A 16309-nucleotide genomic window follows, 5' to 3' on the forward strand; every position below is an offset into this window, starting at 1 on the left:
TTGGTGCCGGACGAGGACGAAGACGAGGACGAGGAACGTGGATAGGTCATTGCAGTCTCCCTACTGGACGCGGGCCTGATAGGTCAGGACGAGCCCGACATTGCCGAGGTCGGCCTTGTCGCCGTCGAGCGCGAAGGCCCATCCGGGCCCGTCGTCGCGGACCGTGAGACCGGGCGTCGGCAGCAGCGTCGCCTCGGTGAGCGTGAGCCGGGGGTCGTCGTTGAGCACCAGGCGGGCCGGCGTGCCGTTGGTCAGCTCGTACGCGGGCACGATGCCGGTGATCCGCCGGCCTGCCATGTCGGGGAACATCCCGGTGGTGAAGGGCAGCACCAGCCGGCTCGCACCGTTGCCGACGAAGTCTTCCCACTGCTCGGGGAACTCCCGGGCCACGTCGAAGAACCGGGCCGCGGTGAAGGGCTTGAGCATGCCCTTGACCGCGTCGGCGAACAGCGGACCGCCGTGCTCCGCGGTGTACTTGACTGTGACGAGCACGTCGTAGAAAGCCGCGCCGTGCAGGGCGGAGCGTTCCAGCCGCCACGTCGAGACCGCGCCGGTGCCCTCGAACGGCAGGTACCGCTCGTCGTCGTAGCGCAGCTCGAAGAGGCCGTTGTTGTCGCGCCCGTAGTCCACCTGGGACAGTGCGATGCGCTGGCTGGCCCGCCAGTCGGCCCGGATCGCGGCGGGCAGGCCGCCCTTCGGGTCGAGCAGGTGCTTGACCGCGGCCGGGTCGGGCGTCAGCACGGTCTTGTTGCTCAGCTGCGTCAGGGTCGCGTTGAGGCCGATCGGCTGCCCCTCGACGTCGAGGAACGTCACCGTCACCGTGCGGATCTGGCGGCGGTAGTGGCCGGGGAAGTCCCGGTCGAACAGCGCCTCGGTGAGCGCGAAGTCGGTGCTGCCGGCGGTCCGCAGCCGCAGCAGCGCGACCGGGTCGGTCTCCAGCAGCGACACCTGGCGGGTGATCTCCAGGGCCCGTCCGTCGCCGTCGAACTGGGCCTTGCCGAGCCGCTGCAGGTCCTGCGCGAGGCCCTGCCCGGCGAGCAGCCCGTTGCGCCGGCTCTCCCAGTACGACGGGCGGATGAAGGTCTCGTCGACGCCCTGCTCGAACTGGTACGCCCGCTCCGCGGCCTTCGCCATGTCGTAGGCGAGGCTGTACGCCTGGAAGTACATGCCGGACAGTCGCGCGGCCATCCAGGTGTACAGCTCGGCGTTGGTGAAGCGGTCCCGCAGGAACGTCGCGACGGCCTCGGAGTGCTCCAGCTGCCGCGCCTGGATGTCCGCCTCCTGCCGGGCGACGCCCAGCTGCTGGTTCGCCGCGGCGATGCGGTGCTCCAGCTGCTCCAGGTCGTTGCGTGCGGTGGCCAGCTGCAGCGTCCAGTCCTGGGACATGCGCTCGTACTGGGCGGACACGCCGAGCACCTCGCCGATCACCTGGAAGCCCTCGCCGAGGGACTGCAGGATCTGCGCCGAGCTGTCCAGGGAGCTGCCGGCCTGGTCGCCGCCGGCCTCCGCGCCCATGATGAACGGGCCCATCTTGATCTGCGGCAGGGCGTGGCTGATGGCGGAGGCGATCTGCAGCACGCTGGAGGACATGTGCATCGTCGCGCCGATGGACATGGTGGCGATCTGGGCCCGTTCCAGCGCCGTCATCCCCGTGGCGATGAGCGTGTCGTAGTGCGCGGCCCGTTCCAGCGCGCCGGCCCGGCCGGCGGTGAGCTCCGCGACGCTCTCCTCGGCGATGCGGACCTGCGCCTCCTTCACGGCCAGGCCGAGGTCGAGGATCGTGTGCTCCTGCCGGTTCTGCAGCAGGCTCAGCTCCTCGGCGCTGCCGCGTTCCAGGACGCTGAGCAGCTCCGAGCCGAGCTGGCCGAGCTTGTCGACGACCTCCTGCGCCCGGCGGTAGACCGCGGCGAAGCGGTAGTGCGGCGGCTGGGCGGCCGCGGCCGCGGTCACCTGGTCCAGGCCCGCGCCGGAGGCGACGGCCTGCACCAGCGCCATCGGGTCGATCGGCGGCGCGAAGAGCGGCAGCGGCCGGCTGATGCCGAGGATGTCCAGCGACTGCCGGATCTTGTGCAGCCGGTCCTCGACCCGGGTCCAGTACTCCATGAAGAGGCTGTTCTCCGGGATGGAGAAGTACGCGTCGCCGACGCCGGCGTGCACCTCGCCCGGGCCGGTGAGCATGACACCGCCGCGGGTGAAGTAGCCGGTCAGGTCCGCCGAGCCGAGCGCCGCGGCCGTCTGCGCCGGCGGCAGCAGCCGCACGCCGAGCCGTTCGGGCCGCTCGCCGAGCAGGTCGTGGGCGAGCACGTAGAGCATCCGGGCCTCGTCGACGCTCTCCGGCGTGTACTGCCGGAACAGCATGTCGGCCCAGTCGAGCAGGTTGTCGACGTAGCCCATGACGACGGCGCGGCGGTAGGCGACCGGGCGCAGCGCGGCGATCGCGTGCGGGTCGAACGGGTCCTCCCGGTAGGCCTTGAGCAGGTCCTCCTCGTCGCCGCCGGCCTCGAACAACGCGCCGAGCTCCGCCGCGATGAGCGTGCGTTCCTCCAGTCCCAGCAGGGCGGCGCGCTGCCCCGCGGTGGGTTTGCCGGCGAGCAGGTCATGCAGGGCGTCGGCGATCCTCTTGTGCGTCGCCGGGGCTCTGACCGTGGCGAGCGCGGTCACCTCCTGCGCCGTGCGCGGGCCGCGGTGCTCCGCCACCGCCGGTGCGAGGGTCCGCAGGGCGGCCACGACCGGTTCGACCGACTGCCGGAGCTTGTCGGCGGCCGGGCCTTGCAGCCCGGCCCGGCCGGTCTGGCCGAGTTCGGCGGTGAGACTGTCGGCGAGCGCGGCCGGGTCGATGGTGAGGAACGGCAGGAACCGCCAGTAGGAGCGGGGATGCGTGGGGTCGAAGATGTACTCGTACCAGCGGCGGGCGTCCTCGAAGCGTTGGGCGCCGTTGAGCGCGTGCGCGATGAGCAGCGGCGCGTGGAAGAAGATCTCCCAGTAGTAGAGGCCGTTGGCGCTGCGGAAGTCCAGGTGCGAGCCGGACGGCAGCCGGTCGGGGTCGACGAGCTCCGGCTTGACCCGGATCGCCTTGAGGTCCCGCGGGTCGGTGCTGAACGCGACCTCGTCGGTCTCCTGGGTGGCGAGGTCCAGCAGCGCCGGCACCCCGCCGGACAGCAGCCGCCGGTTGAGATCGGAGGCGGTGCCGGTGGTCAGCCGGACGATCTCGAACGGCAGCGCCGTGCGCTCGTACGGCCGCGGCGGCTCGACGGCCGTGTCGTGCAGGATGTAGGTGTCGTCGACGAACAGGTGCAGGCCGGTCGAGGACCGCATCGCCGAGTCGAACGGCGGCGTGGTCTCGCGGGGCAGCTCGCCCCAGGCGCCGGCGACGGGGCGGAACGCCGGCAGGGTCGACGGTTCCCGCGCCGCCGCCGTCTTGGTGTAGAGCGGGCCGCTGAACACGTACAGGTCGGTGCCGCGCGGCAGGACGGTGTCGATCGGCACCGGCAGCGTCGCCGGGTAGCCGTCGTCGACGAGGTCCGGCACCGTGTTGTCGGCGTTCAGCGTGTACCGCACGTATTCGGTGCCGCTGGTGAGGAACAGCCGGTGGGCGCCGGACGGGTCGGTGCCGACCCACGCCGCGTCGACCGTCTGCTTCGTGGCGATCCTGCCGGGCTTCGTGTAGGTCGGGCGGCTGACGCGCGCACCGGTGGCCGGGACCTGGACGTAGCGGTGGTCGGTGTTGTCGAAGTAGTAGGTCGTGCCGTCGCGCCACACGGCGGCGTCGATGCGCACGTCGGTGGGGATGTTGTCGGGGTTGCCGGCGACCGGCCGGGGGTAGTCCTTGTCCGGTGTGTCGTACCACTGGCCCTTGTTCGGCTTCTTCGTGTGGTTGAGCCGCACGTACCTGTCGCCGGCGAACACGAACGCGTGGGTGTCGGTGACGACGACCGTGTCGACCGTGTTGAGCTGCTTGCGCATCCAGTGGTCCTGCCACGACGCGGGCGTGCCCAGCTTGCCGTCGGTGGCGACGACGTACTGCTCCAGCGCGTGGTTGGCGAACACCTCGACGTTGCCGGGCAGGCTGAAGGCGACGTCGACCCGGTCCCACTGCGGCAGCGCGTCCTGGTTGCCGAGGATCGGCCGCGGGTACCCCTTGTCGATCCTGCCGAACGGGGTGCCGGTGAAGCGCACGTACTGGCCGCCGGAGAAGACGAACGTGGACGCGCCCCGGACGAGGACCGCGTCGACGACCCCGTTCGCGGCGGGCAGCACGGTGCGGGACCGGCCCCACTGCTCGCCGATCGGGACCGCGGCCGGGATCCGGCCGGTCGGTGGGACCGTCAGCGACCGGTTGCGTGCGTTGGAGAAGAACAGCTGCGTGCCGCCGGGCAGTTCGACGGCCGCGTCGACCGCGCTCCAGCTGGGGAACCGGCTGTTGCCGCTCAGCGGCACCGGTGCCGCGTCGGCCCGGTCGATCGTCACCGGCCGGCACAGGAAGCTGCCGCCCTTGTGGTCGACGCTGAACCACGGCCACGACTCGGCGCCGGTCGGCGCGTCGAACCGGACCACCTCGGCGGGCCGGACCGTGTCGCGGAAGATGTTCGCGACCCGGTCGGCGGTGGCGGCCTTCGCGGCGGCCGCGGCGGCCACGGCCGTCGCGAGCTCCGTCAACGCCGCGTCGGTGTCGTCGGTCGCGGGGCCCGCCGGCGGCACGACACCCGCGGCGGCCCTGATGATGTCGAAGATCGACGCGACGACCTCCGCCGGGGTGGTGCCGTCCGCCGCGGCCGGCACGGGCAGCCGCTCCGCGTACAGCTCCGGGTTGAGCTCGAACAGGACCGCGCCGGGCTTCGGCGCGGGCGGCGTCTGCGCTCCGGGCTCGGCCGGCGGGGTGACGGTGGACGTGCACGACACGACGACCGCCATGCGGCCCGTGTCCGGCTTGATCCGGGGCAGCACGAGCAGCTGCACGTCGCCGATCGTGCCGGCCTCCGCCGCCCCGGTGCCGAGGGTCTGCGCCGGCACCCACTCGCCGTTGAGGTTCTGGAACGAGTACGCGATGCGGACCCGGGTCGTCTTCGCCGTCGCCGTCACGTGCTGTTCCTCGCCGTCACCGCGTGCGACGACCGTGCCGCTGGCGGGGTCGTCCTGGGCGACCGGCTCGACGACCGTCCAGAAGACGAAGACCCGGCCGAACGCGTGGACGGGGTGCACCAGGTCGGCGTCGATGCGCACGTCGACGGGCTGCCACGGCTCCCACGCCGCGGACAGCTTCTCCCGGCTGCCGAACTCGGCCCGCCGGAAGTAGTAGCGGCGCGGGTCGGTCTTCGTGCGCCCGAACAGCACGAGCCGGCGCGGCCCGTCCGGCAGCTGGTCCTTCGTGTAGACGTAGCCGCCGGCGATGGTGAGGCGGGAGACCTCGGTGTATTCGTCGAGGTAGCGCTTGTACGCCCGTTCGACGCTCAGCGCGGTGATCTCACCCTGGAGCAGGTCGCGTTCCAGGGCCTCGAACGCGGGCGTCTTCGTGTCGCGCAGCTCGGGCCGCAGGTAGTTCTCCGGGTAGAGGAAGACCTTGCGGTTGGCCTCCCACACCCGGTAGTTGCGCATCCACGTCCACCACTGCTTGATCCGCAGCCGCTGTTCCTCACCACCGTCGGCCGGCTCCAGGTTGAGCAGGTACCGGTGGACGTACAGCTGGACGGCGGCGATCGCCTCCCGCACCCGCGACGTCATGCCCCGGGCGCCCATCTCGACGTCGATGAGGTACCGCTCGAACAGGTCCCGGGTGGTCCGCGGCGCCGACGCGGGGCCGGGGTCGCGGGCGAGGACGGCGCCGACGAGCGCGTCGCGCAGGCTCAGGTTCAGCTCGTCGTGCAGCGTGCGGGACAGCACCGCCCAGCCGTCCGGTCCGGACCTGCGGGCGAGCAGCAGGGTCAGGGCGTCGGCGGCGGCGTCCATGTCGACGTCCATGTCGGCGTCGCCGGGCAGCGCCCGCTCCGGGTGGAGCCTCGCCCACACGTCGGCGCGCAGCTCGGACGGGCCGGCGCCGAGCGGGCCGGTGAACCCGAACAGCTCCACCAGTTCGAGCAGGAACTCCAGCTCGAAGCGGTCCTCGTCGGCGGAGCCGTCGGACAGGAACCGGCTGTTGCGCCGGCACCACCGCAGCTCCTCGACGTCCCAGCCGAACAGGTCGGCGACGACGCGGTACAGGTCGGTGGTCGGGCGCGCGGCGGGGGACAGCGCGGCGGCGAGGTCGACGCCCTCGCCGCGGTGGGTGCGCACCAGCGCGGCGAAGCGGGTGATGGTCCGCAGGTCGCCGAGCCGGTAGTCGGCGGTGTCGGCCCACCGGTGCGTGAACGCCTGCGGGTAGGTCCGGTCGACGGTGTCGTACCGGCCGCCGGCGTAGCGGACGTACTGATCGCCCAGGCACAGGTAGGTGCGCCCGCGCAGGGTGAACGCGCCGTCGACGCCGTCTTCGAACGTGCCGGGCAGGGCGCCCCACTCGTCGCGGACGAGCCGGGGGTGGCCCTCGTCGACGACGGCGTACGTCGCGGGGGCGGGCACCTGCGTCCCGTCGGGCAGCGGCGGCACCTCGTAGCGCACGTACTGCCCGCCGGCGAACGCGTACAGCTCGCCGGTCGGCGCGACGAACGCCGCCCGTGGCCCGCCGGCGGCGGTGATGTCGTTGCGGAGCACGCCCCACACGCCGGCGATCGGGGTCACCTCGGCGCCGCCGTCGTCGAAGCGCAGGCACGTGTCGGCGGCGAACAGGTACGTCTGCCCGCTGGGTGCGCGCATCGCCGCGTCGATCCCGGCGTGGAACTGCTCCGGCAGGGCGTCGATGCGCAGCTCTTCGGCGAGCGACCCGGCGATCGTGCGTGGGTAGCCGTCGTCGACGCGGCTGTAGTCGGCGCCGGTGTAGCGCACGTACTGGTCGCCGGAGAACAGGTACGTGTACCGGTCGGTGACCAGCGCCGCGTCGACCCGCTGCCGGTCGGCGACCGTGTTGCGCACCTGGCCGAGCACGCCGATGTCGTGGACGGCGGCCGGGGCCGCGGACACGACGTGGCAGGTCCGGCCGGCGAACAGGTACGTGTTGCGGCCGTTGGCGACGACCGCGTCCAGGGCGCCGCGGCCGCCGGTGCCGATCCGCTCGACGAGTTCGTCCTCGACGGCTACCGGCAGCGCCAGGAACGGTTCCTCGTCGCGGAGGTTGCCGGCGATCGCCTTCGGGTAGCCGGGGTCGACCCAGCGGTAGTCGGAGGTGGAGTAGCGCACGTACTGCTCGCCGGCGAACAGGTAGGTCACCGTGCCGGCGTGGACGAACGCGGCGTCGACGACGCCGGCGCCCGCATGGAAGCCGGTGCCGGTGAGGAACGCGTTGTGGGTGCGGCCCCACCGGTCCTGGACGGGTTGCCGCGGCGTGAACGCCCGGCCCTGGTAGCGGGCGAACTCGTGGGTGAAGAAGAAGTAGGTCGCGCCGTCCCGCCCGGTGAACGCGGTCGTGAGGCCGTCGACGGCGCCGATGCCGCGCCAGATGCGGTCCAGGGGACGCGGCGCGGACCAGACCCGGTCGACCTCGTCGTACTGCACCACCGAGCCGCCGGCCAGCAGCAGCATCGCGTCGCCGGTGAACAGCACCGCGTCGGGTGCGGTGAACCCGGCCGGGCGGTACGGCTGCGGTACACCCCAGAACCCGGCGTCGACGAAGCGCGGCTCGGTGTCGTCGGGCTGGTCGTACTCCTTGCCCGAGTAGGTCACCAGCCGCATCAGGCCGGTGTCGTCCGGCGGCTCGAACAGATGGGTGACGCCGTCGCGGACGTAGGCGAGCGCCACGCGGGTCAGCCCGGCGAAGTGCTCCGCGATCGGCAGCGGCCCGGCGGACACCTCGGCGTCGAGGTAGTCCACGCCGCTGTAGACGACGAACTGGTCGCCGCTGAACACGTAGGTCTTGCCGCTGGCGGCGACGAACGCGGCGTCGACGGTGTTGTCGTGGTAGATCGTGTTGCGCGGCCGGCCCCACTCCTCGGCGAGCGGGTAGGCCCGGTCCAGGGTCGTGTTGTAGCAGGTGGCGCCCTTGAACAGGTACGTGGTGCCGTCGGTGCCGGCGAGGACCGCGTCCAGGCCGGTCCGGTACTCCTGCGGCACGGTCCGCAGCCCCCGCGGCAGCGCCGGCTCGGCGGCGACGGTGGTGCCTTCCAGGGCGCTGTAGCGGTGCCAGCCCTCGGGGTGCTCGAGGTAGACGGTGCCGTCCTCGACGAGCGCGCAGCCGACCTCGGCCCGGGCGACGTCAGGGTGGCGGCGGTGCGTGCCGAGGGAGACGACGTGGCAGTCGCGGCCGCTGTACAGGTAGACGTTGCCACGGTCGGCGTACGCGGCGTCGACCCGGTCGAGGTCGGCGTCGAGGTTGCCGAAGCCGGGCTCCAGGCGCAGCGCGGTGAGGCTCTGCGGGTAGCCGAGGTCGACGGTCGCCGGCCGGGTGCCGTCGGCGGTGTCGGTGTAGCGGACGTACTGGCTGCCGGAGAACAGGTACGTGCGCCGGACCGTGCGCCCGTCCACCGGGATCTCCGGGGTGTCCAGCGACCCGTCGGCCAGGGCGGCCTCGACCGCGGCGGGGCGCTGCACGACGAGCGTCGCGTCGACCCGCCCGGTCCTGGCGATCGTGTTGGCGACGGTGCCCCACAGCGACGTGATCCGCGCCGGGTACCGGTCGTCGACGCGCGTGTACGTGTCGGAGTAGCGGGCGTACTTCGGGCCGCTGAACACGTAGGTGCGGCCGTCGGCGCCGACGAACGCCGCGTCGACGTGCTCGAACGGCAGGCTGTCCCAGCCGGTCGCGATCAGGCGCGGCTCGGACCACCAGCGCCGCTTGGCGTCGAAGACCACGAACCGGTTGCCGGCGAAGAGATGGATCCGGCCGTCCGCGGCGGTGAAGACCGCGTCGACCGTCACGAAGGGCGCGCCGGCGGTGACGAGCTCGTCCGGGAGGTTCCACCAGTTCCCGGTCATCGGCCGCGGGTAGCCGGCGTCCGGCGTGGTGTAGTCGCGCGTCGAGTACTTGACGAAGAACGGCTGCGGGCGCGGCCGCTCCTCCCAGTACGGGCGCGACGGGTCCTCGTCGTCGGCGGTGACGTGCACCTGCAGGCGCCTTCCGGCCTGCCGGAGCGTGAGCCGCAGGCCGTGCGCGGCGGTGAGGTGCCACTGCGGGCCGGTCCCGTCGGCGGGCGCCGCCCCGGTCGTCGCGCTGGTCGTCACCGCTGCCGTCACCGCGGCGTCGTCGGCGACGGTGATGCCGTGCTCGGCGAGCCGGTCGCGCAGCGCGCCGGGCAGCCGGCCCGCCTCGAGGTCGGCGCGGTGCACGGGTGCCAGCCGGTCGCGGGACCACGCGGTGCGGGGACCCTCGTCCAGCGGCAGGTCGAACAGCTTCCCGGCGGTGCCGAACAGGTAGGTGGCGCCGTCCATGACGAACGCGGCGTCGACGCGGCACAGCCCGCCCCAGTCCCCGGCGATGCCGCGCGGGTGACCGGCGTCGACCGTCGCGTAGTCCGTGCCCGTGTACCGCACGTACTGCTCGCCGCTGAACAGGTAGGTCCGGCCGTCGAGCCCGAGCAGGGCGGCGTCGACGGTGCCGCTGGGCAGGACGGGGCCGAGCACGCCCCAGCGCTGCGCGGTCGGCACGACGCTCGCGTCGGACGCGCCGAGCGCCACGGTCCGGCCGTCGCGGAACAGGTGGACCACGGTGCCGGCCGGCTCGGCGAGCGCCGCGTCGATCCCGCTCTCGAACGCGGCGGGCATCGCCTCGAACCGCTCCTCGAAATGCGCGCTGAGCCGGCGCGGGTAGCCGCTGTCGACGCGCAGGCCGTCGTTCTCGACGCTGTCGCTGTGCCGCACGACCTGGTCGCCGGAGAACACGTACAGCGCGGAGCCCGCGACGTACGCGGCGTCGATCCGCTCCGCGGCGGCGACGTGGTTGACGACGTTGCCCCACGCGCCCGCGATGGGCCGTTCCTGCGCCGACGTGCCGCCGAGGGCGACGAACCGGTCGCCGGAGAACAGGTACGTGACGCCGTCCTTGCCGAGGAACGCCGCGTCCAGCGCCGAGCGGAACCGGGGCGGCAGCGGCGGGTCGCCCTCGCGGCGCTGCTCGCCCTCCCACCACTCGCCGAGGCGGCGGGGGAAGCCCTCGTCGACGGTGGCGTAGGCCGCGCCGGAGTAGCGCACGTACTGGTCGCCGCGGAACAGGTAGGTGCGGCCCTCCTCGTCGACGAACGCGGCGTCGATGCGGGTGCTGTCGGTGAAGGCGTTGCGGACGGCGCCCCAGATCTGCGGCCGCGGCGTCCACCGGGTGTGGTCGAGGGGCCGGACGAAGGTGACGGACGTGCCGGCGTCGTCGCGCCCGACGATCCACGCGGTGCCGTCGGCGTCGGTGAACGCCGCGTCGACGGCGGCGAGCCCGGCGAAGCGGTCGGACAGCTCGGTCAGCGCCTTCGGCCGCGGGTCGACCGGGGTGTCCATGCCCGGCTCGTACCGCCAGAACCCGCGCTCACGGAAGAGGTAGACGTCACCGTCGGGGCCTTCCAGCAGCGCGTCGATGCGGTCGATGCCCGGCGGCAGGGTGAGCGGCTCGGCGAACTTGCCGGTGAGGTCCTGGTCGTGGAAGACGACGCCGACCTCGTCGGCGCCGAGCCCGAGCCGGGCGGCGAGCTGCGCGAAGCCACGGATGCGGCGCACCGCGCGGCGGACCTCGGGCTGCATGGCCGCACCGGCCGGGTCCTGCAGTGCCGGCGCGACGAGCAGGTCGAGGGTCTCGGCGGTGCCGCCGACGACCGCCGCGCAGATCGCCTCGGCGGTCGCGGCGGGGACCCCGAACGCGTCCTGCAGCGTCGCGAACACGGCCGCGCGCTGGGCGGCCTCGCGGGCGGTGAGCACCGCGACGACCTCGTCGGTCGCGGCGTCCACGGCGACGGCGACGGTGTGCAGCAGGAAGAACACGTCGCGGCCGTAGTCGGTGAAGCCCGGCAGCGTGAAGTCGAGGGCGTGGTGGACGTGGCAGAACCAGGCGACCCGGTCCGCGGCCACGCTCAGCCGCGGGGTCAGCTCGCCGGTCTCGATGAGCCGGCCGAGCAGCTCGTCGCGTTCCTCGGCGGTGAAGCCGAGCGCTCCGACGGCGGCCACGTCGAGACGGAAGGGCGCCGCGTCGCGGACGACCTCGGCGAGGCGGTGCAGCACCAGCAGGTTCTCCGCGTCGGAGAAGCCGGCGAGGGCCAGCACCGTGGCCGGATCGATCAGGCCGGGTGCGGCGTCGTCCGGGATCAGGCCGTCGACCAGCAGCCCCTCGTCGAGCAGGTCCGTCACCCGCTGCGCCGCCGCCGCGTCGCCGAGGTCGCGGAAGTCGTCCGGGGTCAGCGTGGTCATCGTCGTCAGCGCGGCGGTCAGCTGCCCCTGCAGCGCGTCGAGGATCTGCCGGCGGTGCGGGTGGAACGCCACGTCGACGGTGAGCTCGGGCAGGGTGAGCCCGAGCATCGAGACCGGGTCCGTGTAGGCGTCCTCCCCGTCGAGATAGCCGTTGAACCGCAGGCTGTCCACGAGCGCGGTGCGCTGCTGCCCGGTGAGCGGCACGTCGTCGAACACGGCCGGGTCGAGCGGGATCCACGCGCCGGGGAACCGGTCGGCGACCTCCAGCAGCCGCGCGTGGACGGGCTCGACGAGGTCGGCGAGGTCGACGGTCTCCGCGTCGATCCCGGGCTCGCGGATCCGCCCGTCGGCGTCGAGGCGGCCGTTGAAGATCAGGTTGTCGTACAGCTCGGCCTGCTCGGCGGCGGTGAGCTCGGCGTATTTCGTGAGGTCCGACGGGTACAGCGCGGCGGTCTCGTCTGCGGCCGCCTCCTCGAGGTCGGTGAGGACCGCGTCGGCGTAGGCGCTGAAGTCGCCGGTCAGCCACAGCTCGTCGGGCGTCTCCGGGAGCCGCGCGAGGTCGAGAGTGCCGGACGGGTCGAGGTAGCCGCGCAGGACGAGGTTGGTGTGGATCTTCGCGGCGAAGCGCTCGTCGAGGCCGATACCGCGGAAGTCGTCGGCGGTGACCCTGCCGAGGTCGGTGACGGCGGTGTGCGCCGCGGCCCGGGCGTCCGGCGTGAGGCGCAGCAGCGGGGAGCCGACGTCCTCACTGCCGGCGACGACGTCGTGGATCACCTGCGCGGCGCGCGGTCCGAAGCGGGCGGAGCGGAACGCGTCCGGGGTGAGCAGGACCGTCTCGAACTGGGCGCGCAGGGCGTCGAGGAGGGCGATGCGTTCCTCGTCGGCGGCCGGACCCCGCCGCTCGTCGCCGACGCCGAGGATGTCGAGCAGGCCGCGGCCGTCCAGGCCGGTGGCCTGCATCCACGCGACGACACCGCGCAGGGTCTGCGCGAGCCACAGCCCCGCGTCGGCGTCGGTGCCGGTGAGGATCTGGTAGACGTCCGTGGCGGCCGTGCCGCCGGCCGTTTCCAGCAGGATCGGGAACGCGGGGTGGCGGCGCAGCGACGGGTCGCTCTCCAGCGCGTCGAGGACGTCGAAGAGCTCCTCGACGGTGACGCCGAGCGCGGTGGTGAGCTGCCCGACGCGGAACAGCAGCATCAGCGCGGCCGGTCCGGCGTTGCCACGGTCGAGCGGGCCGGACACCCCGTCGGTCGAGCGGGCGCGGAAGCGGGTGACGATCGCCTGCGCGTCGGCGTCGGTGAGGCCGCTGCGGCGCCGGTACGCCGCCGCGCCCGTCGCGAGGAGGTCGTGCGGCGCGGTCAGCTCGGGCAGGCCGGCATAGGCGGGCGGCAGGTGCGCCGAGCCGCGCAGCACGGTGCGGTCGGTCGCGACGTAGGGCGCGTTGAAGACGCGGTTGAACAGGTCCAGGGGAGCGGCGGCGGCGCCGATGCCGAGCGCGTTGACGGGTGCGACGAGCGCGACCACGACGTCCAGCGGCAGGTCGAGGCCGTGCCGCAGGTAGCGGACCGCGGCGATGCGGCGCAGCGCGGCGGTGTCGAGCCGGTTGCCGCAGCAGGAGCGCAGCACCAGGTCCAGCTCCTGGAACGTCATCCCGAGCCGGCGGGCCAGCCGGACGAAGCGGTTGACCCGCTCGAACCAGGTCACGGGAACGTCCGTGGTGGCGTCCGCGTGGACGAGCCGCCGCTCGTCGGCGTCGAGCGTGACGACCTCGTCGCCCTGATGGATGAAGCACATCGCCGCGTCGGCCTGCTCCGCCACGGCGAGGTCCCCGTGCAGCAGCGTCAGCAGTTCCTCGTGGGTGAGCGTGACGGCCTGCCGGAAGCGTTCGACCGCGGCCAGGTCGGTGAAGGTCTCGGCGTCCCGCAGCCCGTAGCAGGCCCGCAGCCCACCGCTGTCGAGCACGCCGCTGTACAGGTCGACCTCGGCCCGGTCGAGTTCCAGGTACTCCCGGGCGACGACGTCCGCGTCCTCGCTCACGGCGAACCGCCGGTACAGCTCCAGCGGCGTGGTCCCGAGGTGGTGCAGCAGCCGGCGCAGCTTCTCGTGCCGCAGCGAGAACGGCAGCGTGAACGGGTGCCGCAGCCCGGCGAGCGCGTCGCGGGCGCCGCCGTCGGGGTCGAGCTCGTCGGCGAGGATCTCGTTGACGATGTCGAGGTAGGGCAGCTCCGTGTAGCTGTTCGCGCCGTCGAGCCGCACGGCCCGCAGCCCGGGCCGCCGCCCGTCGAGGTCGCTGCCGGTGAGCAGCTGCAGCAGGTCGGCGAGGTACGCGGCGGGCGAGTACACCGACCGCGACGCGTCACCGCCGCGGAAGTCGAGGTCACCGAACAGCTTCTGGTAGTCGGGCATGGAACCGTTCGGGTGCATGTGCGCTCCTCCTCGGGCGGTGCGACCGGCCACCGGAGCACGGCCGTTCGCTTTGGCGGTCGTGGAGACGGCGACGCGGTGGTCGCAGATACGGCGCGTCGGATTCCTGTCACATGGCGGAGTGAGCCGGCGGCTGGCACCGGGACCGGGCCGGCGTGGCGAGCGCGGCGGGCGGTCTGTCGGTACGTTCAACGGCATGCATTCCTCCACGCTGCCGGGGCCGGCGACAGGCATGACGGCGCGGGAGGCGCGGGCGTTGCTGGCGCGGGCGGGCGAGGCGCAGGCCGACGCCGAGGCGATCGTCGAGGACGTCGGCGCGGCCCGGGACGAGGTCGTCGAGGCGTACCTCGTCGCGAGCGAGCCCCAGGTGTGGACCGCGATCGAGAAGATGCCGGTGGAGACGGTCAAGGACACCGTGGACGGCCGGGCGCGGCTGGACGAGCTGCCGGCGCACGGCTTCCAGTCGGTCGCCGACGTGCTGCGGGGCGGCCCGGAGCGGCTGAAGGCGGTGCCCGGCATCGGGGAGGGCACGGCGCGCAAGACCATCCTCGCCGCCGAGCAGCTGCGGAGGGCGGCGCGGGACGCGCTGCAGTTCCGCATCGAGTTCGACCCGAAGCACGCGGACATGACCCGGCTGGTGCGGGCCCTCGCCAGGTACGGCATGGTCTGGCACGCGGCCGGGGCGCACGAGCAGGACGCCGCGAGGATCGCCGAGGAGCTCAGGGCGGCCCGGCCGGTCGCCGGGCCGGCCGCGGCGGGACCGTTGCGCCGGCTGTTCATGCGCGCCGGGCACCGGGCCGTCGCCGCTGACGCGGCGAGAAGGGTCCAGGCGGCGCTGCAGGAGGCCGGGTCCGGCGGCATGCTTGAAGCCGCGCGGAGCCTGCGCGCGGTCAGGACGCCCACCGACCGGCAGGTCTGGCGCGACTTCGAGCAGCGGTCGGCGGACTACTACGGCCTGCTCAGCCAGGTCGTCGGCCTCGGCGGCGACGTCGCGGCGAGCGAGGGGTTCCTGCCCGCCGACATCGTCGAGCGGGTCGGCGCGCAGCACCTGGACACGTCCCGGCTCAGCGACAACCTGCGGCTGCGCGGCTATCAGTCGTTCGGCGCGCGGTTCGCCCTCGTGCAGCGGCGGGTCGTGCTCGGCGACGAGATGGGGCTGGGCAAGACGGTGCAGGCCATCGCCGCGATGGGGCACCTGGCCGCCCGTGGCGCCACGCATTTCCTGGTCGTCTGCCCGGCGAGTGTACTGATCAACTGGGCTCGCGAGGTCGCCAAGCACTCCACGATCCCGGTCATCACCCTGCACGGCAACGGCCGGGCCCGTGCGGTGGCCCGGTGGCGGGAGGAGGGCGGCGTCGGCGTGGTCACGTTCGGCTCGCTGGGCGCGGTCGACCTGCCACCGCCGCGACCCGCGCTGCTGGTCGTCGACGAGGCGCACTACGTGAAGAACCCCGAGGCCAAGCGGTCGCAGGCGGTCAACCGGGTTGCCGCCGGATCCGACCGGGTGCTGTTCCTCACCGGTACCCCCATGGAGAACCGCATCGACGAGTTCCGTGCGTTGATCGAGCACCTGCGGCCGGACGTCGCCGCGGGCATGGGCCCGGAGCACGCGGCGGTCAGCGTCGAGGCGTTCCGGCGGGCGGCGGCGCCGGTGTACCTGCGCCGCAACCAGCCCGACGTGCTCACCGAGCTGCCGGAGCTGGTCCAGGTCGACGAGTGGGAGGAGTTCGGCGCCGAGGACGGGGCCGCCTACCGGTCGGCGGTCCGTGACGGCAACTTCATGGCGATGCGCCGGGCCGCGTTCGCCGTGCGCCGCCCGCACGACTCGGCGAAGCTGACCCGCCTGCTCGAACTGGCCCGCGAGGCCCTGGCGGCCAAGCGCAACGTCGTGGTCTTCTCCTACTTCCGCGACGTCCTCGCCGTCGTGCACGCGGCGCTCGGCGCCGACGCGCGCGGGCCGATCACCGGCTCGACCCCGGTCGCCGACCGGCAGCGCATCGTCGACGAGTTCACCGCCGCGAAGAAGCCCGCGGTCCTGATCTGCCAGATCGAGGCCGCGGGCGTGGGCGTCAACATCCAGGCCGCCTCGGTCGTCATCCTGTGCGAGCCGCAGGTCAAGCCGTCGATCGAGGCCCAGGCGATCGCCCGCGCCCACCGCATGGGCCAGGTCCGCTCCGTCCAGGTCCACCGGCTGCTGATCGCCGACTCGGTCGACGAGCGGATGATCGAGCTGCTGGGCTCGAAGGCGCAGCTCTTCGACGCTTACGTCCGGCACAGCACCATCGCGCAGGCCTCCCCGGGCGCCGTGGACATGTCCGAGGTACAGCTGGCCAGGACGATCGTCGCCGAGGAGCAGCAGCGCCTCGCCGGCACCCCGGAGCCTTCGCGCGCCTGAGCCGATTGCACGGGCCGGCGTGTTCCGTCCACCTCCCTGCAAACGTCGCAGCGGGATGGAGGGGCATGGAACCACAGCAGGAAACGCGTC

The 16309-nt window shown here is 73.3% G+C and carries 2 protein-coding genes; one reads left to right on the forward strand and one right to left on the reverse strand.

Translation table 11 applies throughout. The features are described from left to right. Nucleotides 1-60: 60 nt before the first annotated feature. Nucleotides 61-13824, reverse strand: coding sequence for a hemopexin repeat-containing protein (locus tag ABZS58_RS27065; protein ID WP_354786005.1), 13764 nt, complete (start codon nucleotides 13822-13824; stop codon nucleotides 61-63). Nucleotides 13825-14020: 196 nt separating this feature from the next. On the opposite strand from ABZS58_RS27065, the gene ABZS58_RS27070 reads away from it, so the two are divergent. Beyond that, entirely contained in the window at nucleotides 14021-16219 is a 2199-nt protein-coding gene (locus ABZS58_RS27070) for an SNF2-related protein (protein WP_354786006.1), read from the forward strand. Nucleotides 16220-16309: the final 90 nt, after the last annotated feature.

Origin of the sequence: Dactylosporangium sp. NPDC005555 (assembly GCF_040605635.1) — a bacterium.
Classification (GTDB): Bacteria; Actinomycetota; Actinomycetes; order Mycobacteriales; family Micromonosporaceae; genus Dactylosporangium.